At 66.3% G+C, this 19,515-nt stretch carries 21 protein-coding genes; 11 read left to right on the top strand and 10 right to left on the bottom strand.

Features of this window, described 5'->3' with window-relative positions; genetic code table 11:
* Positions 1-240: 240 nt before the first annotated feature.
* The gene (locus U5775_RS30130) at positions 241-897 is read right to left on the bottom strand and encodes a DUF1345 domain-containing protein (protein WP_322061775.1); all 657 of its coding nucleotides are present in this window, start codon (positions 895-897) and stop codon (positions 241-243) included.
* A gap of 290 nt (positions 898-1,187) precedes the next feature.
* Between U5775_RS30130 and U5775_RS30125 the strand changes: the two genes are divergently transcribed.
* The 4 genes from U5775_RS30125 to U5775_RS30110 all read left to right on the top strand — a co-directional run bounded on the left by U5775_RS30125 (position 1,188) and on the right by U5775_RS30110 (position 5,908).
* Entirely contained in the window at positions 1,188-1,895 is a 708-nt protein-coding gene (locus U5775_RS30125; RefSeq protein WP_322061774.1) for a sugar dehydrogenase complex small subunit, read from the top strand.
* Positions 1,896-2,015: 120 nt separating this feature from the next.
* The gene (locus tag U5775_RS30120; protein ID WP_322061773.1) at positions 2,016-3,620 is read left to right on the top strand and encodes a GMC family oxidoreductase; all 1,605 of its coding nucleotides are present in this window, start codon (positions 2,016-2,018) and stop codon (positions 3,618-3,620) included.
* Positions 3,621-3,726: 106 nt separating this feature from the next.
* Positions 3,727-5,091: a c-type cytochrome gene (locus U5775_RS30115; protein ID WP_322061822.1), complete on the top strand. Its 1,365-nt coding sequence runs from the start codon at positions 3,727-3,729 to the stop codon at positions 5,089-5,091.
* 82 nt (positions 5,092-5,173) lie between these two features.
* Positions 5,174-5,908, top strand: a complete 735-nt coding sequence (locus U5775_RS30110) for a metallophosphoesterase (protein ID WP_322061772.1) — start codon at positions 5,174-5,176, stop codon at positions 5,906-5,908.
* Positions 5,909-5,956: 48 nt separating this feature from the next.
* Here the strand turns inward: U5775_RS30110 and U5775_RS30105 are convergent, their stop codons facing one another.
* Complete coding sequence (locus U5775_RS30105) at positions 5,957-6,808, bottom strand: LysR family transcriptional regulator (RefSeq protein WP_322061771.1); 852 nt, start codon at positions 6,806-6,808, stop codon at positions 5,957-5,959.
* Positions 6,809-6,923: 115 nt separating this feature from the next.
* Between U5775_RS30105 and U5775_RS30100 the strand changes: the two genes are divergently transcribed.
* Entirely contained in the window at positions 6,924-7,307 is a 384-nt protein-coding gene (locus U5775_RS30100) for a tautomerase family protein (RefSeq protein WP_322061770.1), read from the top strand.
* A 91-nt stretch (positions 7,308-7,398) separates the two neighbouring features.
* On the opposite strand, the gene ppk2 is transcribed toward U5775_RS30100, so the two are convergent.
* Together ppk2 and U5775_RS30090 are read right to left on the bottom strand one after the other, a co-directional pair.
* The gene (ppk2, locus tag U5775_RS30095; protein WP_415913688.1) at positions 7,399-8,370 is read right to left on the bottom strand and encodes a polyphosphate kinase 2; all 972 of its coding nucleotides are present in this window, start codon (positions 8,368-8,370) and stop codon (positions 7,399-7,401) included.
* 377 nt (positions 8,371-8,747) lie between these two features.
* Positions 8,748-8,966: a YdcH family protein gene (locus U5775_RS30090; RefSeq protein WP_322061768.1), complete on the bottom strand. Its 219-nt coding sequence runs from the start codon at positions 8,964-8,966 to the stop codon at positions 8,748-8,750.
* Positions 8,967-9,223: 257 nt separating this feature from the next.
* On the opposite strand from U5775_RS30090, the gene U5775_RS30085 reads away from it, so the two are divergent.
* Both U5775_RS30085 and U5775_RS30080 read left to right on the top strand, forming a co-directional pair.
* Positions 9,224-10,789, top strand: coding sequence for a CHAD domain-containing protein (locus tag U5775_RS30085; RefSeq protein WP_322061767.1), 1,566 nt, complete (start codon positions 9,224-9,226; stop codon positions 10,787-10,789).
* A gap of 112 nt (positions 10,790-10,901) precedes the next feature.
* Positions 10,902-11,858: a TOBE domain-containing protein gene (locus U5775_RS30080; RefSeq protein WP_322061766.1), complete on the top strand. Its 957-nt coding sequence runs from the start codon at positions 10,902-10,904 to the stop codon at positions 11,856-11,858.
* Between the two features lie 54 nt (positions 11,859-11,912).
* On the opposite strand, the gene U5775_RS30075 is transcribed toward U5775_RS30080, so the two are convergent.
* Positions 11,913-12,623, bottom strand: coding sequence for a phosphatase PAP2 family protein (locus tag U5775_RS30075; protein ID WP_322061765.1), 711 nt, complete (start codon positions 12,621-12,623; stop codon positions 11,913-11,915).
* Between the two features lie 275 nt (positions 12,624-12,898).
* Here U5775_RS30075 and U5775_RS30070 point away from each other — a divergent pair, with 275 nt between their 5' ends.
* Positions 12,899-14,101, top strand: coding sequence for a PHB depolymerase family esterase (locus U5775_RS30070; protein WP_322061764.1), 1,203 nt, complete (start codon positions 12,899-12,901; stop codon positions 14,099-14,101).
* 139 nt (positions 14,102-14,240) lie between these two features.
* Positions 14,241-14,420: a DUF3563 family protein gene (locus U5775_RS30065; protein WP_322061763.1), complete on the top strand. Its 180-nt coding sequence runs from the start codon at positions 14,241-14,243 to the stop codon at positions 14,418-14,420.
* A gap of 127 nt (positions 14,421-14,547) precedes the next feature.
* On the opposite strand, the gene U5775_RS30060 is transcribed toward U5775_RS30065, so the two are convergent.
* The 3 genes from U5775_RS30060 to U5775_RS30050 form a co-directional block, all read right to left on the bottom strand.
* Positions 14,548-15,351 carry a BPSS1780 family membrane protein gene (locus U5775_RS30060; protein ID WP_322061762.1) on the bottom strand — a complete coding sequence of 268 codons (804 nt, stop codon included), beginning with the start codon at positions 15,349-15,351 and terminating at the stop codon, positions 14,548-14,550.
* Positions 15,342-16,364, bottom strand: coding sequence for a homoserine kinase (locus U5775_RS30055; protein WP_322061761.1), 1,023 nt, complete (start codon positions 16,362-16,364; stop codon positions 15,342-15,344). The genes U5775_RS30060 and U5775_RS30055 overlap by 10 nt, the downstream gene beginning before the upstream one ends.
* A 143-nt stretch (positions 16,365-16,507) precedes the next feature.
* On the bottom strand, positions 16,508-16,906 hold the full coding sequence (locus tag U5775_RS30050; protein ID WP_322061760.1) for a hypothetical protein: 399 nt from the start codon (positions 16,904-16,906) through the stop codon (positions 16,508-16,510).
* A gap of 173 nt (positions 16,907-17,079) precedes the next feature.
* On the opposite strand from U5775_RS30050, the gene U5775_RS30045 reads away from it, so the two are divergent.
* Entirely contained in the window at positions 17,080-18,609 is a 1,530-nt protein-coding gene (locus tag U5775_RS30045) for an AMP nucleosidase (RefSeq protein WP_322061759.1), read from the top strand.
* Positions 18,610-18,696: 87 nt separating this feature from the next.
* On the opposite strand, the gene U5775_RS30040 is transcribed toward U5775_RS30045, so the two are convergent.
* Together U5775_RS30040 and U5775_RS30035 are read right to left on the bottom strand one after the other, a co-directional pair.
* On the bottom strand, positions 18,697-18,999 hold the full coding sequence (locus U5775_RS30040) for a hypothetical protein (RefSeq protein WP_322061758.1): 303 nt from the start codon (positions 18,997-18,999) through the stop codon (positions 18,697-18,699).
* Complete coding sequence (locus U5775_RS30035) at positions 18,996-19,181, bottom strand: hypothetical protein (RefSeq protein WP_322061757.1); 186 nt, start codon at positions 19,179-19,181, stop codon at positions 18,996-18,998. Before U5775_RS30035 ends, U5775_RS30040 begins: the two co-directional genes overlap by 4 nt.
* Positions 19,182-19,324: 143 nt before the next feature.
* On the opposite strand from U5775_RS30035, the gene U5775_RS30030 reads away from it, so the two are divergent.
* A partial coding sequence (locus U5775_RS30030) for a hypothetical protein (protein ID WP_322061756.1) occupies positions 19,325-19,515 on the top strand: 191 nt, incomplete at its 3' end.

The following is a 19,515-nucleotide window of genomic DNA, read 5'->3' as shown; positions in this document are numbered from 1 at the left end:
CGGAGCCAAACCGGAACCCACGCAGGCTGCACGCGGTGTCCGGGCACCGGCGAGAATCAGCAAGGCATGTGCCCGAGGCTGTGTGCGATGGCGTGTAGTGGCGTTCGGGGCCGTTGGGGCGTGGCTGGCCGCCCTTGGCGGCGCGCGGCGGTGCAAGGCCGCGCTTCAGGCGGCTAGTGGCGTTATCGGTATTTGCCGGCGCTTAGGGGAGTTTGGGTGCTCGTTCACGCCCAGGGGCGCTCAATTCCCCACCATGCTCGCGGCGATGTTCACGCACAGGCCGAGCACGGCCACGTTGAAATAGAACGAGAGTATCGATTGCGCGAGCACGCCGCGCCGCGCGTTGCGGCCGCGCAGCCCGACGTCGGCCGTTTGTGACGCGCACGCGATCGTGAAGGAAAAATACAGGAAGTCCCAGTAATTCGGCTTGAGCTTGTGGTCGGGGAACGCGAGCGCGGGCGCGGTGGGATCGGAGCCGTAGTACACGCGTGCATAGTGCAGCGTGAAGATGGTGGGAATGAGGAACCACGCGCCGATCAGCGTGAGGCCCGTGAGCACCGAATGCAGCACCTTCGACGCCGTGTTCAGATCTTTGGTGGTGCCGAGCTCGAGCACGATGGCGACGATGCTCGCGACCGTCGCCGTGCACACGAGAAAGAGCACCGTGCCGGCGTTCTGGTCTTCGCGCTGGGCGTTGTGGCGCACGTTCTCTTCGCTGGCGCGCACCATGTGAATCCAGATCAGCACGAGGTAGGTCCAGATCGCGGCGTCCCACCCGACCAGCACGCGCGCCACGGGTCGTATCGCCACGGGCGCGAGCGCGCCGAGCACGATGCCCACCGCGATGCCGACCGTCATATGCGGGCGATTGCGCAGGACTTGCGGAAGGACATTCATCGTATTGATCGGCAGCGATTCGGAGGATAGGGGCGGCAATGTTGCAGCGATTTTAACCGGCTCGCCGATGTGGCGTTATTTCGGGCATCGCAGCTTACGGTTTGTCGAATCGGCCTGGGAAACGCTATATTGCTTGCGCGATGCGTCATCCGCACCTTTCATACGTAACGCGATTCGACACGCGTATGTTCGAGCACGATTGCAAACTTTTCCCGTATGCATCGTCGCCGGTATCGGCGGCAAGTGTGTAGCCCCGCTCGCGCGGGAGAGACCCTTCGCCTGGAGCATTCATGACCGATGTGACGCAGGACGGGCCCGCTCATTCGGATGCCGGCGAGGCCGCCGACCGCGCCGACCGTATTGCGCGTCCGGGCCGCCGCCATTTCGTCGCTTTCGTGACGGGCGGTTGCGCTAGCGCCGCGACGCTCGCGTTCGCGCTGGCTGGCCGGCGGGGCGCGCGGTTCGCCACACAGTACGCTTTCGGCATCGCGGGGGCGTGGGCTGCCGATTCGTCAGCAAGCGCGCCTGCCACCTCGGACGCCAGCGTCGCAGCCTTGCCCGCGCAAACCGGCTACGACGCCTTCATCGCGCTCTCCCAGCACCTGACCGGCCGCACGCACTTCGACGCCGTGCTCGGCCAGCGCATCTACGCCGCGCTCGCGCACGCGAGCAGCCAGTTCGAGCAGAACGTGGGCGCGCTCAACACCTGGATCAAGGCGCATGGCGGCGTGCCATCGGACACCGTCACGGCCGCGCTCAAGACCGACCAGCCGGAGCTGGCCTCGACCGTCGGCGACATCATGCGCGCGTGGTATCTCGGGCTCGTGGGCGAGATGCCGAACGTGCAGGTCGTGGCCTACGAAAAAGCGCTGATGTTCGACCCGGTCAGCGACGTGCTGACGATTCCGTCGTATTGCCGCGACGTGCCGTTCTATTGGACAAAGAAGCCCGCAGACATGCCCGCCACGACCGTGGCCGCGCTGCTTGCAGCGAAATAACGCAGTAGGCGGGGCGGCTCGCGCGTGGCGCGGGCCGGTCGGGGGCACGTGCGAACCTCGCGCACGCGTCCACCGGCCGGCATCCTCACAATACGAAAGCCAGAACAACGAGGGACGACAATGGCGATAAAGCTCTCTGCCGATGTAGTCGTAGTCGGCTCCGGCGTGGCGGGCAGTCTGGTCGCGTACCAGTTGGCCCAGGCCGGCGCATCGGTGATCGTGCTCGAAGCCGGGCCGCGTCTCGCGCGCTGGCAGATCGTCGAGAACTTCCGCAATTCGCCGGCCAAGGCCGACTTCGTCACGCCATACCCCGCCGCGCGCTATGCGCCGCATCCCGAATACGCGCCGCCCAACGACTACCTCGTGCAGAAGGGCGACTATCCCTACAACTCGCAGTATCTGCGGCTCGTGGGCGGCACGACGTGGCACTGGGCGGCCGCGGCCTGGCGCCTCCTGCCCGCCGACTTTCGCCTGAAGACGCAGTACGGCGTGGGCCGCGACTGGCCGTATCCGTACGAGACGCTCGAACCGTGGTACGTGGCCGCCGAAACCGAGCTGGGCGTCTCGGGCCCCGATCCGGCTCAGCACGACCTCGGCTCGCCGCGCTCGACGCCCTATCCGATGAACATGCTGCCGCTCTCGTACATGGATCAGCGCTTCAGCGACGTGCTCAACGCCAACGGCTTTCACGTGGTGCCCGAGCCCGTCGCGCGCAACAGCCGCCCTTACGACGCGCGCCCGACTTGCTGCGGCAACAACAATTGCATGCCCATCTGCCCGATCGCGGCGATGTACAACGGCGTCGTGCATGCAGAGAAAGCCGAGCGCGCCGGCGCGCAACTGATACCCCAGGCCGTGGTGTACCGCATCGAGGCCGATAACAAAGGGCTCGTCACGGCGGTGCATTACAAGGACCCGCACGGCAACAGCACGCGCGTGACGGGCAAGCTCTTCGTGCTGGCCGCGAACGGCATCGAGACGCCCAAGCTCATGCTGATGTCCACGAGCGACGCGTTTGCCCACGGCATCGGCAACCGCTCGGACCAGGTGGGCCGCAACCTCATGGATCATCCGGGCACGGGTGTCGCATTCCTCGCCAACGAACCGCTCTGGCCGGGGCGCGGGCCGATGGAGATGACCTCGGTGGTGAACTTTCGCGACGGCGCGTTTCGCTCCGACTACGCCGCGAAGAAGCTGCATCTCTCGAACGCCGTGGCTACGCCGGCCGTGACCGCCGCGCTGATCCAGAACGGCGTGACGGGCGCCGAGCTCGACCGCGAGATCCGCGACCGCGCCGCGCGCACGCTCAACATCAACAGCTTCCACGAGCATCTGCCCGAGCCGCAGAACCGCGTGCTGCCATCGGGCGAGCACAAGGACGCGCTCGGCATTCCGCAGCCCGAGATCTACTACTCGATCAACGACTACGTGAAGAAGAGCGCCGCCAACACGCATGATCTCTACGCGCAGATCGCGCAGCTGTTCGGCGGCACCGATGTCACTTTCGACGACACCTTCGCGCCCAATAACCACATCATGGGCACGACGATCATGGGCGCGAACCCGGCCGATTCCGTCGTCGACGCCGACTGCCGTACGCACGATCATTCGAACCTGTTCGTCGCCGGCAGCGCGGTGATGCCGAGCGCGGCCTCCGTGAACTGCACGCTGACCGTGGCCGCGCTAGCGCTGAAGCTGGCCGACAAACTGCGTCGCGAGCTTTGAGGCGTTCGACAGGATACCGACGATGAACCCAGGAAAGTCCTCCGCCCATCGCGCCCATCGCAGCGATCGCGCGGGTCACACCGATTGCACCGATCTCGCCGGTCGCATGCATCGCACGCAGCGAGCTCGCATTACGCTCGCCGCGCTGCTGTTCTGCACGTTCGCGCTCTATGTGGCGTGGCACGCCGCGCACGACGCGGACACGCGCCCCGTCGACGAAGTGCCGCTGCCCGCCGCCCACGGCGAAGGCCCGGCCGCGTCCGGCGACGCCGCCGCGCAGCCCGAGATCGTCAAGCGCGGCGCCTACCTCGCACGCGTGGGCGACTGCGCCGCGTGCCACACCGCCGAAAAGAGCCGGCCATTCGCGGGCGGCCTCGCGATCGCCACGCCGTTCGGCAAGATCTACACGCCCAACATCACGCCCGATCCCGACACCGGCATCGGCCAATGGACCGACTCCGACTTCATGCGCGCGATGCACGAGGGCGTGGGCAAGGGCGGCGAGCGGCTCTACCCCGCGTTTCCGTACGTGGAGTTCACGCGCGTGACGGAGCAGGACGTGCTCGCGATCCGCGCGTACCTGAACACGCTCGCGCCGATCCATTACAAGCCGCCCGCCAACGAGTTGCGGTTCCCTTTCAATCAGCGCTGGCTGATCATTTTCTGGAACCTCTTCAATTTCGACGAAGGCCGCTTCGTGCCCGATCCGCAAAAGAGCGCCGAATACAACCGCGGCGCCTATCTGGTCGAAGGGCTCGCGCATTGCGAGGAGTGCCACACGCCGCGCAACTTCATGCAGGGCCTGAAGTCGGGCGCACGCCTTTCGGGCGCGACGCAGGCGGGCTGGCAGGCATACAACATCACGCCGGACCGCATGGGCGGCATCGGCGGCTGGAGCGATGACGCGCTCATGAGCTATCTGGCCACCGGCGTGGCCGCGGGCCACGCGAACGCGGCCGGGCCGATGGCCGAGGTCGTGCAGAATTCCACGCAGTATCTGAATAACGAGGACCTGCGCTCGATCACCGCTTATTTGCGCGGGCAACCGCCGATCGCGGGCGGCGTGACGCGCTCGCGCGATTCGTTCGGCCAGCCCGCCAACGACGACGTCACCGCGCTGCGCGGCACGACGATCACGAGCGTGAACGGCACGCAACTGTTCGTGGCGAACTGCGCGAGCTGCCACAACTGGACCGGCGCGGGAGTGGGCGCGAGCGCGCCGCTCGCGTATCCCTCGCTGATCCACAACAGCGTGGCGGGCGCGGCGAGCCCGAACAACCTGACGATGACGATCCTGCACGGCGTGCGGCGACAGACCCAGAACGCCGACGTGCTGATGCCGGCATTCGGCGACGAGCTCAGCAACGACCAGGTGGCGGCCATCGCGAACTACGTGACGAAGCAGTTCGGCAATCCGCAGGCGAGCATCACGCCGGACGAGGTGGCGGCGCTGCGCGCGCAGCCGCAGTAGGGCGCTCAGGCGACCCCAAAACCGCTCGCGAAAAGATAATTGGCGCGCATACGTGTCGCCCATGCGGCGCTATGATGAAGCGATGACGCCCACTCTCGCTCCTGTCGTCCAGCATCACGCGGCCAATGCGGCCGGTCGCGATTTCGTGATCGGCGACCTGCACGGCTGCGTGGACGCCTTGCGCTATCTGCTTCATCAAGTCGGATTCGACGCCGCGCGCGACCGCCTGTTTTCGGTGGGCGATCTGGTCGACCGCGGCGACCAGTGCGAAGAGGCGCTCGCGCTGCTCGACAAACCCTGGTTCTACGCCGTGCTCGGCAATCACGAAGACGCGCTATGCGCCGTCGCGGAGGGACGCCTCGCGCGGCATCGCTGGTATGGCATCGGCGGGGGCTGGGCGCATGGGCTGCCCGATCACGCGCTGGCCGCGCATGCGAAGCGGCTGCGCGAGCTGCCGCTCGTGCGCGTGGTGGGCGAGGGGACGACGCGCTTTAACGTGCTGCATGCGGAATTCTTCGGCGACGATGCCGAGCTCGACGCCGGCAAGTTCGATGCGCAAGTGCGCGAGCGCATGTTGTGGGGACGCGAGCTGGCCCTCAACGCGGCCACACAGCCTCGCCATGCGCTTTCGCTCACATACTGCGGACACACACCGATGCGCGAGCTACGCCAGATCGGCTCGCAGATGTTCATCGATACCGGCGCGTTCATTCCTGAAGGACGCCTGACGATAGTCGAGGCGCTCACGCCCCGGCATTGGTCGGTTTCCGTGCAGACGGCGCGCGCGAAAGGCGCGGCCGGGATGGCGCTGCCCTGAGCGCGCTAGCGTCGCGCAGTCATCCCATCCGCTCAAGCAATCCGCCCTTCAAGCACTGCCAAGGCTCGACGCGAGCAACTGCAGCGTCGCGGCCGAGCGCGGCTCGCGCACGCGCGAATGGAGCGTCACGCGCGAGACCGGCAACGGCGGCAAATCATGCTTCGCCCCGACATCGACGAGCACTCGCGGCGCCACGCGCCGCGCCAGCGCCGATACGGCGAGCCCCGCCTCCAGCGCCGCGCCAACCGCGGCCACCCCGCCGCCCACGAACACCTCCTGCCACGCGATGCCGGCCGCGTCGAGCGCGTCGATCGCCGCCGCGCGCACCGCGCACGGCGCGGCGAGCAGGGCGAGCGGCAGCGGGGTGCCGGGCTCCCACTGCCATTCGGGCGAGGCGAGCCAGACCAGCGGCTCGTCGAAGAGCAGCCGTGCGTCGCCGCGCGGCGCCTCTTCGGCTTCCTGGCGGACGATCGCGGCGTCGAGCCGCCGCTCGTCGAACTGCGCGAGCAACTGCGTCGAAAGCCCGAGATGCAGCGCGATCACGAGCCCCGGATCGTGGGCGCGCAAGAGCGCGAGCTGGCGGGCGAGTTGCGCATCGGCAACGTGCTCGCTCAAGCCCAGCGCAAGACGCCGCGAATCGCCGGCGAGCGTGCCGAGCGCGCGCTCGTGCGCGCCCAGCAGCTCGCGCGCCGCGCCGAGAAACGTGCGCCCGTCCTGCGAGAGCCGCACGATGCGCGGGGTGCGGTCGAGCAACTGCCGCCCGAGATGGGCTTCGAGCCGCTTGAGCTTGAGGCTGACCGCGGATTGCGTGGTGTCGAGCGCCTCGGCGGCGCGCGTGAAGCTGCGCAGTTCGGCGACGAGGACGAACGCGCGCACGGCATCGAGATCGAGCGGTTTCATTTCAGATGAAAATGAATGAAATATCCAGAGATATCTGTTGATTATAGCCGAGCGCGCCTAAGCTGGTGTCGTGGCAGTTCACTCGTCACCCCATCCAACGCTGAAGGAGCCCGACATGCCATTCACCCGTATCGCCGTCCGCGCAGGCAAGCCCGCACCCTATAGAAAGGCGCTCATGCAGGGCGTGCATCTTGCGCTCATGGAAATCTTCAAGGCGCCCGAGGACGACCAGTTCATGATCGTCACCGAGCACGATGCCGATAATTTCGTTTTCGGGCGGCACTACCTCGGCATCGAGCGCAGCGACGACCTCGTGATGATCCAGATCGCCGTGAACAATACGCGCGGACAGGATCAGAAGAAGGCGCTGTTCGCCCAGATCGCTGACAACCTTGCGCGCGATCCCGGCGTCCGGCGCGAGGATGTCTTCGTCAATCTCGTGGATGTCGCGCGCGAGAACTGGTCGTTTGGGAATGGGGTTGCGCAGTACGCGACGTGAGGTTGCCGCGCGTCGCCGTACGCACTTGAGGTATGGCGCCCCAAGTGCGCGGCGGCGCGGGATGTTGCAGATGCAGCCGGTTTAGCGGCGCTTAAAGCGCGCGACTCACCAGCAGCGGGTCGACGGGACCGATCGAAGTGGCATCGCGGCTCGCATAAGGCAGCTTGTGCAGGATGTAGCGCATGGCGTTCAGCCGCGCGCGCTTCTTGCAATCCGAGCGCACCACGGTCCAGGGGGCGTCGGCCGTATCGGTCTGGGAGAACATCGCTTCCTTGGCTTGCGTGTAGTCGTCCCATTTGTCGAGCGAGGCGAGATCGACGGGGCTGAGCTTCCACTGTTTGAGCGGATGCACGCTGCGCTCCTGGAAGCGGCGGCGCTGTTCCGCTTGGCTCACCGAGAACCAGAACTTGATGAGGTGAATGCCGCTGCGGATCAATTGACGCTCGAATTCCGGCACCTGCAGCATGAAGTCCGCGTATTCCTCGGGCGAGCAAAAGCCCATGACGCGCTCGACGCCCGCGCGGTTGTACCAGGAGCGGTCGAACAGCACGATTTCGCCGGCCGAAGGCAGGTGCTGCACGTAGCGCTGAAAGTACCACTGGCCGCGCTCGACCTCGGTGGGCTTTTCCAGCGCCACGACGCGCGCGCCGCGCGGATTCATGTGTTCCATGAAGCGCTTGATCGTGCCGCCTTTGCCGGCCGCATCACGCCCCTCGAAGACGATGACCACGCGCTGCCCGGTCTCGCGCACCCACGCCTGAAGCTTGAGCAACTCGACTTGCAGGCGATATTTCTGCCGCTCGTAGGCACGCCGCGACATCAGGTTGCGATACGGATAGGCGCCGTCGCGCCAGTCCGCGGCAAGCTCTTCGTCGGGGTGGCGCGCTCGCATCTTGCGCCAGTCGGCCGGGTTGCCTTCCAGGATCAGGCTGCGCAGTTGCGTGGCCTCGTCGGGCGACAGGCCCTTCATGAGCGCGGCGATCGAGTCGAGCAGCGATTGGGGCGATTCGCCTTGCGCTGCGCCATTGGCGGCGACGATATCGTGCATCGCGCCCGCGATCATCTCGGTGGCGGCTTCGACGGCACTGTCGACGGTGCGCAGCTCGGCGCTGTGCGGCGTGAGGCCGGTCCGGTGGACGGACGCGTCGTTGTCGCGAGATAGGTTTTGTGACGGGTCTTGCGCGGTGGGCGTGGGATTCAGGGTGGCGGGGCGAGTGGCCATCTTGGGGATCTATTGGTTTTTGCTACGACGACCGCCGGACCTCGGTTGAACCGGGACCGCCTGCGCAATGGCCGGCGATGGGTGTCAGCGACGCGAGCGGTATCAGGATCAGGAGGGAGGCAACGCCATGGCTGGAAGGGCAGGACCACGGCGATGCGGGCGAGCGCCGCATCGCGCGGCCTGCGCTACGCGGCACGTTTCGGTGCAGGCGCGGGCGCTTACACGCTCTCGGCTTTGCGCAGGATCTGGTAGAGCGAATCCTTGAGCTGCAGTTTTTCTTTCTTGAGTTGCTCGATGGCTATGCCGTTCGCGGGGACGATGCCCGCTTCCATGTTTTTGATCTGTTGATCCAGGTCGTTGTGGCGATGGAAGAGCCGCGCGAAATGGTCGTCATGGGTTTTGAGTCGTGAGATCAGGTCTCTGAATTCCGGGAACACTCAACACTCCTTATAGAAACACGACAGGTCGATGTGTAAGTATTTTTCCACTTTCGCCTGGCTGCGGTCTTGATCGCGGTCATTCCGCGGCGAGCGGGTCCGGGCCGCCACGGAGAGCGCCTGCGCGGATGCGCGTGTACTATCGGGTGCGACAACAGCGGGGTGCGACAACGGCGTCGCTGTCGGTTTAGTCTTGCCTGTTCATACTTGCCCTTTTTCACCGCTTTCTGCCGCCCCACCGACCCCTCGGAGCGTTCATGAGCCGTGTTCTGGAAATCGTGCTGGATGTCGTGAGTGCGCCGTCTCAGGTTGCGTCCGAGGCCACCGTCCCTCCCGGGCAGACTCCATCCGGTTTCGACGCGACCATCGGCGCTGTTTTGCCGCAGCTCGTGCCTCAAGCCGATGCGCACGAACCTGTCACGACTGTCATGTTCGACGCGGGCGGCGCGCTCGCCAGGGCCGGCTGGCGGATCGTTGTCGAGACGCGCGGCACGGCGCATTGCGTCGTCGTTTCCAGCCGGCGCGCATGGACGCCGGGCATTACCATCGTCGAACCGGTTTTCGAGGCGCATCTCGAGGCGAGCGATCTTGAAACCGCACTCTTCGATGCGGCGCCCGAGGCGTTTCGCGAGGCGTTGGCGGCAACCGGGCCACTCAAGCCGTCGGCGACGCTGTCGTCGGTGCGCAGCCGCTGGCAGTGGCCTCGCGACGGCATCGGCGCCGATCTCGTGCTCGATGCCGACCTGGTTGCGCACGCGGGCGCGAGCCTGCACGAGCTGCGCGTCGCCGTGCCGTGGGCCGAAGGCGAGGACAATGCGCCGCTCGTCGACGCGCTGTTCGCCTGCGCGCATGAACTGGCCGACGCGCCGCCCGCGTTCGTGCGCCTGGGCGACGCGCTCGAGCGTGCGGCGGCCGGCAGCATTGCCGGCGACGCCTGCGCGGTGCGTGCGGAGCCCGTCGATCTGGACGGCGCGGGCACTGCCGAGGCCGCGCTGGTGGCGATCGGCGCCAACCTCAGCGCGCACTGGCTCGGCAACGACTGGGGCGTGCGCGATTCGGCGAGCATCGAATTCATCCATCAGATGCGTGTGGCGCAGCGGCGCCTGCGCACCGCGATGCGCATCTTTTCGCATTGTCAGGACGAGACCTGGCGTGCGCACATCAAGCCCGAGCTCGATTGGCTGGGCGGCCTGCTCGGCGATGCGCGCGATCGTGACGTGTTCGTCGAATCCACGCTGCCCGCGCTCGCCGCGGCCGACGACGAGCCCGCGCGCTGGCGCGCCGTGCTCGACGAGGCCCAGGCGCAGCGGCTCGTGGCGCGCGCACGGTTGCGCGAGGCATTGACGTCGCCGCGCTACGCGCATGCCGCGCTGGCGTGGCTGCAGTGGCTGGAGGCGTTTGCACGTCGCACGCGAGCGGGCGGCGAGGGCACGCACTCGTTGCATCGGCACGCAAAAAAACGCGTGCGCCGCTATTACCAGCAACTGGCGCAGTCGCAAAAGCTCACGTCCATCGACGACGCAGGCCGCCATCGCGTCCGCATCAACGCGAAGTATTTGCGCTATACGCTCGAGTTTTTTGCACCAATCACCTCGCGCCGCACGCGCTCGGACACGACGCGCACGCTCACTCGCCTGCAGGGCGTGCTCGGCGACGGCAACGACGCCGCGGTGGCCTTGCGCTATCTCGAGCGCATGGATGCGCAGCCGTATCAGCTCGGCTTCGCGCGCGGGTGGTGCGAGGCGATGAAACGCTATACGGCGAAAGAGGGTGAGCGGCTTCTGCGCGAGTTGCGCCAGCCGAAGGTGCTGCGCGGCGCTTGATCGGCGTCTGGTTTGTGCGTGAGCGCGAGCGTGGCGTAGAGGGTGGCGTCGAGGTCGCGCGCCCCGTCTCTATAATCGACACAACGTTTGCCCACGACAAAAGCTCCACGCGATGACGACCTCCTCTTCGACTTCTCCCCCGTGCGGGCCGGCCGTTGCCGGCGAAAGTGCCGGCGCTGAAACCGGCGAGCCGCCGCGCACGGAATCGGCCGAGCTGGGCGTGGGCGGTTCGGTCTGGTTTCAGGCCGGCCCGCAGGTGCTCGGCGGCGCGGCCCGCATCGCGCTGCTCGCGGCCATCCGCGAAACAGGCTCGATCACGGGCGCCGCGAAGGCGGTCGGCATGAGCTACAAGGGCGCGTGGGACGCCATCGACGCCATGAACAACCTCGCGGGCGAACCGCTCGTCGTGCGCGCGACGGGCGGTAAGGGCGGCGGCGGAACCACGCTCACGCCGCGCGCGCAACGCCTCATCGCCACGTTCGGGGCGATCGAGCGCGAGCATCGGCACTTTCTCGAGCGCGCGGCCGCGGCGGTACACGCGCTCGGCGTCGAGGCCGATGCTGATCCCGACGCGGCCACGGCAGGCAATCTGGGCAAGGATCTCGCCGTGCTCGGCCGCTTCGCGTTGCGCACCAGCGCGCGCAATCAGCTATTCGGCACAGTCGCGGCGCTCGTGCGCGGCGCCGTCAACGACGAAGTGTCGATCACGCTGCCGGGCGGTCAGCGGATCGTCGCCGTCGTCACGTGCGAGAGCGCCGAGGCGCTGGGCCTCGCCTTGGGCGCGGCGGTGGTGGCGCTCGTCAAGGCTTCGTCGGTCGTGCTGGTGGCGGGCGGGGCGCTTTCGACGGACCCCGCGGCGCGGCTTTCGGCGCGCAACCGCTTGAGTGGTGTGGTGAGCGGCGTGCGCCGCGGCGAGGTCAATGCGGAAGTGACGCTCGAATTGCCGGGCGGCGTGGTGATTGCCGCCGTCGTCACGGACGCGAGCGTCGACGCGCTCGGTCTCGAAGCGGGGGCGAGCGCGACGGCGGTGTTCAAGGCGTCGAGCGTGTTGCTCGGCGTTGGCGGTTGAGCGACGCAGTTAGCGTGTCCGCCGCATGGTGGTCACCACGGATTGCGGTGGAGTTCAGGCGTGTTGCTGACGGGGCGGCGTGAGCGTGTTGCGGGTCTGCGAGACCGGCGCGTTGAGTGCGCCGGGCTTGCGCAGCGGCCGGTTGGCCTTCCACTTGGCGCGAATATAGGGCTGATCGTGCCCCGAGACGGTCAGCGCGAGATGCGTGACCCAGCGATGGGTGGGCAGACGCACGTCGTGCAAGCCGAACGTGAGCGCCGCGAGGCTTAGCGTGACCACGGCTGCCGAGAGCCGGCCCGATTGCGCGTCCCACCAGTAGCGCACGAAAACGAGCGCCGTCAGCGCGCCGACGATGCAGCCGGTAACGGCTTCCGACGGCGAATGCGCCTCGAGCACGACGCGCGAGAATCCGACCGCGATGCCGATGGCGAGGCCAACGACAACGCCGCCGATACGCAACGCGGGCCGCACGCCCTGCAGCATCAGGAAAAACGCCACCGGATAAACCGCCGTCGACAGCATGGCATGCCCGCTCAGGCCCGTGAAATCGTACGAACGCACGCCGACACCCCAGCCGAGGAAGGCGATCTTCGTGAGCGTGACGAGGCCAATTGCCGCACCCAGGAGCAGCAGCCAGCTGGCCGCCATGCGCCAGGAATAGCCCGTTGCGAGCCATAGCGCGATGGCCAGCGCGAGCGGAAGCGTAAGTCCGGCGCCGCCGAGGTTGGTGATCGAGTACCAGAGGTGAAGGGGTAAATCAAGCATGACTTGGCGCCGCTGCGGCGCGTTCCAGAAGGCATCATTCGACTAACGTTCGAGTGCCCAATCAGGGCGACAGGAACAACGTCCAGTGTTCCAGTATAGCGGTGTTCGGGGTCGATTAATGCGATGCACCGTACCCCGCCGGCCCGATGGGAAATTCGTTACAGCAGCCAGAACTCGTTACAGCAGCGTTCGGTGATTGGTGTTATTGTGCGTCGCACAATGAAGAGCCGCGGCGGTTTGCCTCGGCGTATTCGACCCCTTTCACGAGGCCCCTGATGACGAAAAATCTGACGAAGCTGTGGGCGGGTGGCATGCGACGTCTGCTCGCCATCCAGAGCCGGACTGCCCGCGAGGCGTTGCGCGAAGCCGGCCGCCACGTGCCCGACGCGCAGGCCATGTGGCGCACCGCCCAGCCCGCCGCGGCACACGCTGCCGGCGTGGCGGCTGCGCCCGCCGCAAGCGAAATGCCTGCACGTCCCGCGCCCGCTGCGCGTAGCGGCGCGCCGGTGCGCGAGTCGCGCGTGGGACCTCGGGCCGCCGCATGGGCAGCGGGCGAATGGCTGCGCGCCGAGCATCTGGCGAAGGGCGCATCGCGCGCGCTCGCCTATGGACTCTATGTGCCGCCGGGCCAGCGCACGGCCGGTATGCCGCTCGTCGTGATGCTGCATGGCTGCAAGCAAACGATGGACTCGTTCGCCGAGGGCACCCGCATGAACCTGCTCGCGGACAAGCACGGCTTTGCCGTGGTCTATCCGGAGCAATCGGTGCATGCGCATCCGCATCAGTGCTGGCACTGGTACGACGCCCGCCAGCCGGCGGGCGGTGGTGAAGCTGTGGCGATCGTTTCGCTCGTCGATGCGCTCGTGCAGGAGTATGGTTTCGATCGTTCGCGCGTCTATCTGGCGGGTCTGTCGGCGGGCGCGGGCCTCGCGGCGCTGCTGGCGGTGAGCGCGCCGGGCCGCTTCGCGGCTGTCGCGCTTCATTCCGGGCCGGCGTTCGGCGAGGCGCGCTCGGGCGTTTCGGCGCTCGACGTCATGCGGCGCGGGTTGCACCACGACCCGGTTGCGCTCGTCGAGCGCGAACTCGCGGGCCACCCGCATCCCGGCATGCCGGCGCTCATCGTGCAGGGCGGCGCCGATGCCGTTGTCGCGCCGGTCAATGCAGAGCAACTCGCCACGCAGTTCCTGCGCCTCAATGATCTCGCCGATGCCAACGGCGTGCGCAAGGGTGTGGTTTCGCACGAGCACGACGGTGATGGCTACACGGTTCAGGACTACGGGCGCGACGGCGCGAGCGTGGTGCGTCTGTGTCAGGTGAGCGCGCTGGATCACGCCTGGAGCGGCGGCGACGATACGGTGCCGTTTCACTCGGCGACCGGCCCGGACGCGAGCGCGATGATCTGGGACTTTTTCGAGCCGCAGCGGCGCGACGTGATCGACGACGCCTGGGGCGACGAGCTGGCCGCCGGCGCGGGCTGAGCGCACGGTGCGGGGTGTCGCGGGCGCCCGAAGGAGCTGCGACAATCTGCAACATACCTAGGGTTTACCATAATAATGGTTTACCCTATAATGCGTCTGTTCATTCCGAGGGCATGTGCCCGATTACCGGAGCCAGACCATGTACCTGCTCAGCCGCCTTTTCCTGTTCCTCACGAAATCGTACGAAACCGCTCAAAAGGAGCGTGAGGAAGCCTATCTGGCCGAATCGGCCGATATCTACGATCTCGAATTCCGCATGCGCAAGCTCGACCGCGAGAAGGCCGGCCGTAGCCCGTCGTGGATGAATCACTACGGCTAAGCAGCCAGGCATTCACGCCGGTCTGAAGTTTCAGGACGTTTCAGAAACCCAACGGGGCGCACATTGGCGCCCCGTTGGTGTTTGTGCTGCTTGATGCCGCGCGAGTCGGCCGTTTGATCCGTTCCGCTCAGCGTCCCGAGCCCGGCATTTCGGCGGCCGTTTTTTCCTGCACGCCGTAGCAGCCGCGATAGGTCGCGTAGAACGAGCAGTAAAGCATCGTCGTCACGAGGATGAGCGCCGGCATCAGGATCGCCAGCGCGTAGTCGCCTGCGCCGAGCGCGCGCAGCAACGTCGAAAGCCCCAGCGAAACGCCGATCGACACCGCAAACCACAGCGCGCCGTACACCACGAACGCCCCCTTGTTGCGCCAGCAGCTCACGATGCTGAAGAACATCGCCTTGACCGGCGGCACCTCGTGCCAGGCCGTCAGCACCGGCGCGAACCAGAACAGCATCGAAACCGGCACGTAGCACGCGAGCGACGCGAGCACGGCGAGCGGCACATTGCCGTTTGCGACCGCATCGGTGTCGAGCGAGCCGCCCAGCGTCATCAGGCGCAGGAGCGCGCCGCCGTCCACGAGCGCCGACGCCGCGAGCACCAGCGTCATCGCCACCACATAGATCCCGCCCAGCACGAACAGGTGTTTGGTGACCGTGTGTCCGTACGAGCGGAAACCGTCGACGAGGATGGTCGGAAGCACCGGCTTGCCCGCCACGGTGTCGCGGCACGCGGCCATGAAGCCGACGGCCACGCCTGGCACGAAGATGAGCGGCAGCACGCCGCCGATCACCGGAATCGCGGAGATCAGCGTCATCGCAAGCAGATACGAGAAGAACAGCGTGAGAAACGCGAGCGGATTGCGCCGGAACAGCCAGATGCCCTGGCGGAACCAGACGTAGCCCTGCTTCGCGGGGACTTCGATCAGTTGCATGGGCGGGGCAGGTAAGAGAGTGCGTGGTGAGCGCCAGGCGTGCCGGCCGCGCTACCGGCGCGGCGCTCGCGCAGGATGCGCTCGAAATGGCCGGGGTCGTGCGGTTTGAGCAGTTCCGCCGAGCGCGGCAGATAGAAGTCGTACAGGCGCGATACCCAGAAGCGGTACGCGCCGGCGCGCAGCATGTCGACCCAGTGCCGGCTCTCGGCGGGCGTGAACGGGCGCACCGTCTGGTAGGCGCGCAGCAGCGCCTCGACGCGCGGCGCGTCGAGCTTGCCCGTCGCGAGGTCGACGCACCAGTCGTTCACCGTGACCGCCACGTCGAACACCCATTTGTCGCAGCCGGCGAAATAAAAGTCGAAGAAACCGCCGAGGCGCACCGTATGACCCGTTTCCGGCTTGACGTGCGCGAACAGCGCGTTGTCGCGGAAGAGATCGCAATGGCACGGGCCGCCGGGCAGCGCGGCGTAATCGTCGCTCGCGAAGAAGGCCTGCTGGTGCGCGAGCTCGCTCGTGAGCAGCTCGCGCTGGGCGTCGTCGAGGAACGGCAGCACCGTGGGCACGGTCTCTTCCCACCACGGCAGGCTGCGCAGATTCGGCTGGCCGGGCGCGAAGTCGCGGCCCGCGAGGTGCATGCGCGCGAGCATCTGTCCCACTTCCGTGCAGTGCTCCACGCTGGGGGCGAGCTCGGGCGCGCCGTCGAGCTTCGTGACGATGGCCGCGGGCTTGCCGTGCAGCAGGCCGAACAGGGTGCCGTCGGCGCGCGGCATCGGGTCGGGCACCGGCACGCGGTGCGAGGCCAGATGGCGCATCAGCTCGAGGTAGAACGGCAGCTGTTCGGCCGTGAGCTTTTCGAAGATCGTGAGAACGTATTCGCCGCGCGTCGTCGTCAGGAAGAAGTTACTGTTTTCAATGCCCGACTGGATGCCGCGAAAATCGACTACGTCGCCAAGATCGTAGTCGCGCATCCATTGGGCAAGCTGGGGTTCGGTGACAGCGGTGAAGACGGCCATGCCAGAGGTCGTGTGGTTATCGTAATGGGAGCCCTGCTCACGGGCGCGGCCGCTTGCGCGGAAGACGTTTTGGAGCGGCTTCGCGCTCGGGCAGGAGGCGGGGCGCGGGACAGCGCACGCCGCCCGCGCGCGGGGGCGGCGTATCAGTAATGCAGGTTGATCGACGGCAGGCGCGTGCTGGCCTGGCCGTTCGGACGGACTTGCGGCGAGGTATCGGGATTCGCGCTCATCGAGTAGTGCGTGCCGAAGCCGGAATGCACGTTGATTTCGACGGGCTTGCCCTTGTCGCGGTATTCGGTGATCTCGGTGCCGCCCGGGCTCACTTCGTGAAAGCTCGGCGTGCGCGGCACGTCATTGATGTTGACCTTCGAAGTCACGCGCGCGGTCGGAGCGTTGTTGATCGCGGCCAGATCCGGCAAGCCGGCCCGCTCATTGGCGGACTGGGCCTCGACCGCGGTCTTCGCGTCGTCGGCTGGCGTGGCCATGGCGAGCCCGCTGAACGCGAGCGTCGCTGCGAGGGCGGCAAGAAGGTGCGACTTCATGGTGATTCTCCGATAGGAACTTCAATTCTAGCAAATCCGCGTCCCGTGCCCCGTGTCCTCCAGCCGTGGCGCCCCGGGCTGCTGCGCCCGAATCTCCCGCACGCATGAAGGGCGTTGTCAGAATGTCCTTCTTCCGTGCTAATGTCGTTCCATATGACCCGAGGCGAACGAACATGAACAACGAGATTCACCGGCGCACTTTCATGACGCCCCCACACGATTTTCCGGCCGACGAAGCCTTCGACGATGCCGCCGACGCCGTCGCGCGCCTGTCCGCCATCTACGAGGCGAACACCTCGTTCCTGCGCGACGCGTTCGCGCGCTATCGGCGCGGCGAATCGTTCGACCGCCGTGTGCGCGCATGCTACCCGTTCGTGCGCATTCGTACCGACGTCAATACGCACATCGACTCGCGGCGCTCCTATGGTTTTGTCGCGGGCCCCGGTGTGTTCGAGACCACCATCACGCGTCCCGACCTGTTCGGCAACTACTATCGCGAGCAATTGCGGCTTCTCTCGAAGAACCATCACGTGTCGATCGAAGTCGGGGTCTCGGAGCAGCCCATTCCGATTCACTTCGCATTTGCCGAGGGCATCCACCTCGAAGGCGATCTGGACCGCGAGCGGCTCTCCGCGATGCGCGACGTGTTCGATACGCCGGACCTTGCCGAGCTCGATGACCGCATCGTCAACGGCACGTTCGAACCGGCGCATGGCGAGCCGCAGCCGCTCGCGCTCTTCACGGCGCCGCGCGTGGACTTCTCGCTGCATCGCCTCAAGCACTACACGGCGACCTCGCCCACGCACGTCCAGAACTACGTGCTCTATACGAACTATCAGTTCTATATCGACGAATTCGTGAAGCTCGGCCGCGCGATGATGGCGCACACCGACGACGCCGATCTGCGCAATTACCGCAGCGAGTACACCTCGTTCGTGGAGCCGGGCGACGTGGTCACCTACAACGCGAATCTCGGCGAGCAGGACGACGAGGGCACGACGCCCGCGCGTCTGCCTCAGATGCCCGCTTATCACCTCAAGCGCGCGGACGGCAGCGGCATCACGATGATCAACATCGGCGTGGGACCGTCGAACGCGAAGACGATCACGGATCACATCGCGGTACTGCGTCCGCATGCGTGGATCATGCTCGGTCACTGCGCGGGACTGCGCAACACGCAGCGTCTGGGCGACTACGTGCTCGCGCATGGTTATGTGCGCGAGGATCACGTGCTCGATGCCGATCTGCCGCTGTGGGTGCCGATTCCGGCGCTGGCCGAAGTTCAGGTGGCGCTCGAGCGCGCGGTCGCGCAGGTCACGCAACTCGACGGTGTAGAGCTTAAGCGCGTGATGCGCACGGGCACGGTGGCGAGCGTCGATAACCGCAACTGGGAACTGCGCGAGCACCGCGAACCGGTGCAGCGTCTTTCGCAGAGCCGCGCGATTGCGCTCGACATGGAGAGCGCGACGATTGCTGCGAACGGCTTTCGCTTTCGCGTGCCGTACGGCACCTTGCTATGCGTTTCCGACAAGCCGCTGCACGGCGAGCTCAAGCTGCCTGGCATGGCCGATTCGTTCTATCGTGCGCAGGTGGATCAGCACCTGCAGATTGGCGTGAAGGCGATGGAGATCTTGCGCACCAATGGCCTGCACAAGCTTCATAGCCGGAAGCTGCGCAGCTTTGCCGAGGTGGCGTTTCAGTAAAGTAGATGAGGCTGTCCGGCGCCTGGACGGTGTCAGAGCGCCGGACTTTTTGCGCAAGTGCACCGGGGCGGACTGGCAGCCCGGTTTTCAGCTCGCAGGCGCGTGATCCAGCATGAGCGACGGATAGGCGTACTTGCCGCCGTCGAGCTTGAGCGCGAGGTTTTTCGTCTTCACGGCCACGGCGATACGCGTGTATACGTCAACAGGCAGCGACGTGGGCTGCGCATAGACGACGTTTGGCGTACGCGATGTCCGTTTTGACCGTGCCGCGAGCGCCTCATCGCGCGCGATCGAACGCTGCAGGCGGCGCAGGAAGTACGACAACACGATCCCGACGAATATCCCGATGGCAGGAATGCCGATGATGTCGATGACAGGCGAGTAGGTCATTTTTCCAACCGTTCGAGAGTGGCTTCTAGCAAGGTCAGACTGGCCGCAATGCCGTATGCGATGCAGCTTTCCTTTTGTGGCGTTCCCCACGTATTGGCGATGCTAGCACTGCCGTCGGGGTGAAGACGCAACAGCCAGAGCACAAATATGCCGCAGGACAGGAAAAGCGCGAAGATCGACACGCCGATATTCGCGTACCAGACGTATCGCGTCTTCCGGTTCTGACGAATAGCGGATTGGTGGGCGCTCGCCCATTGCCTGCGAGAGGCCAGATTAAAAATCGAAGGAGGCTCGGGCAGCGCTATCAGCTTGGGCAGGACGCCGAATGCTCGATCGCGATTTCGTGTTCGGCCTCAGCCAATTTGCAAACCCTTGTTTCGTCGAATTCGGGACATTCGAGTCTATAGGGCTTGCCTTGTGCTTCGCCGGCATGACGCGGACACGCAACCGCTTGCGCTGGGCCGTCCTGCTCCAGCATAAGGTCCGATCAGATAGTTCTACGAAATGGCCTCGATT

Source organism: Paraburkholderia sp. J63 (genome assembly GCF_905220245.1).
Classification (GTDB): Bacteria; Pseudomonadota; Gammaproteobacteria; order Burkholderiales; family Burkholderiaceae; genus Paraburkholderia.
Note: the sequence above shows the minus strand (reverse complement) of the source record. Positions and strands in the feature narration are given on the sequence as shown.

Bases quoted from the DNA above. Each gene is read 5' to 3' on its own strand.
- U5775_RS30105 (WP_322061771.1), bottom strand. From the start codon at position 6,808: ATGAAACCGCTCGATCTCGATGCCGTGCGCGCGTTCGTCCTCGTCGCC.
- U5775_RS30110 (WP_322061772.1), top strand. From the start codon at position 5,174: ATGACGCCCACTCTCGCTCCTGTCGTCCAGCATCACGCGGCCAATGCG.
- U5775_RS30085 (WP_322061767.1), top strand. From the start codon at position 9,224: ATGAGCCGTGTTCTGGAAATCGTGCTGGATGTCGTGAGTGCGCCGTCT.
- U5775_RS30130 (WP_322061775.1), bottom strand. From the start codon at position 897: ATGAATGTCCTTCCGCAAGTCCTGCGCAATCGCCCGCATATGACGGTC.
- U5775_RS30125 (WP_322061774.1), top strand. From the start codon at position 1,188: ATGACCGATGTGACGCAGGACGGGCCCGCTCATTCGGATGCCGGCGAG.
- ppk2 (WP_415913688.1), bottom strand. From the start codon at position 8,370: ATGATCGCGGGCGCGATGCACGATATCGTCGCCGCCAATGGCGCAGCG.
- U5775_RS30070 (WP_322061764.1), top strand. From the start codon at position 12,899: ATGACGAAAAATCTGACGAAGCTGTGGGCGGGTGGCATGCGACGTCTG.
- U5775_RS30115 (WP_322061822.1), top strand. From the start codon at position 3,727: ATGCATCGCACGCAGCGAGCTCGCATTACGCTCGCCGCGCTGCTGTTC.
- U5775_RS30065 (WP_322061763.1), top strand. From the start codon at position 14,241: ATGTACCTGCTCAGCCGCCTTTTCCTGTTCCTCACGAAATCGTACGAA.
- U5775_RS30060 (WP_322061762.1), bottom strand. From the start codon at position 15,351: ATGCAACTGATCGAAGTCCCCGCGAAGCAGGGCTACGTCTGGTTCCGC.
- U5775_RS30120 (WP_322061773.1), top strand. From the start codon at position 2,016: ATGGCGATAAAGCTCTCTGCCGATGTAGTCGTAGTCGGCTCCGGCGTG.
- U5775_RS30075 (WP_322061765.1), bottom strand. From the start codon at position 12,623: ATGCTTGATTTACCCCTTCACCTCTGGTACTCGATCACCAACCTCGGC.
- U5775_RS30100 (WP_322061770.1), top strand. From the start codon at position 6,924: ATGCCATTCACCCGTATCGCCGTCCGCGCAGGCAAGCCCGCACCCTAT.
- U5775_RS30055 (WP_322061761.1), bottom strand. From the start codon at position 16,364: ATGGCCGTCTTCACCGCTGTCACCGAACCCCAGCTTGCCCAATGGATG.
- U5775_RS30040 (WP_322061758.1), bottom strand. From the start codon at position 18,999: ATGACCTACTCGCCTGTCATCGACATCATCGGCATTCCTGCCATCGGG.
- U5775_RS30080 (WP_322061766.1), top strand. From the start codon at position 10,902: ATGACGACCTCCTCTTCGACTTCTCCCCCGTGCGGGCCGGCCGTTGCC.
- U5775_RS30050 (WP_322061760.1), bottom strand. From the start codon at position 16,906: ATGAAGTCGCACCTTCTTGCCGCCCTCGCAGCGACGCTCGCGTTCAGC.
- U5775_RS30045 (WP_322061759.1), top strand. From the start codon at position 17,080: ATGAACAACGAGATTCACCGGCGCACTTTCATGACGCCCCCACACGAT.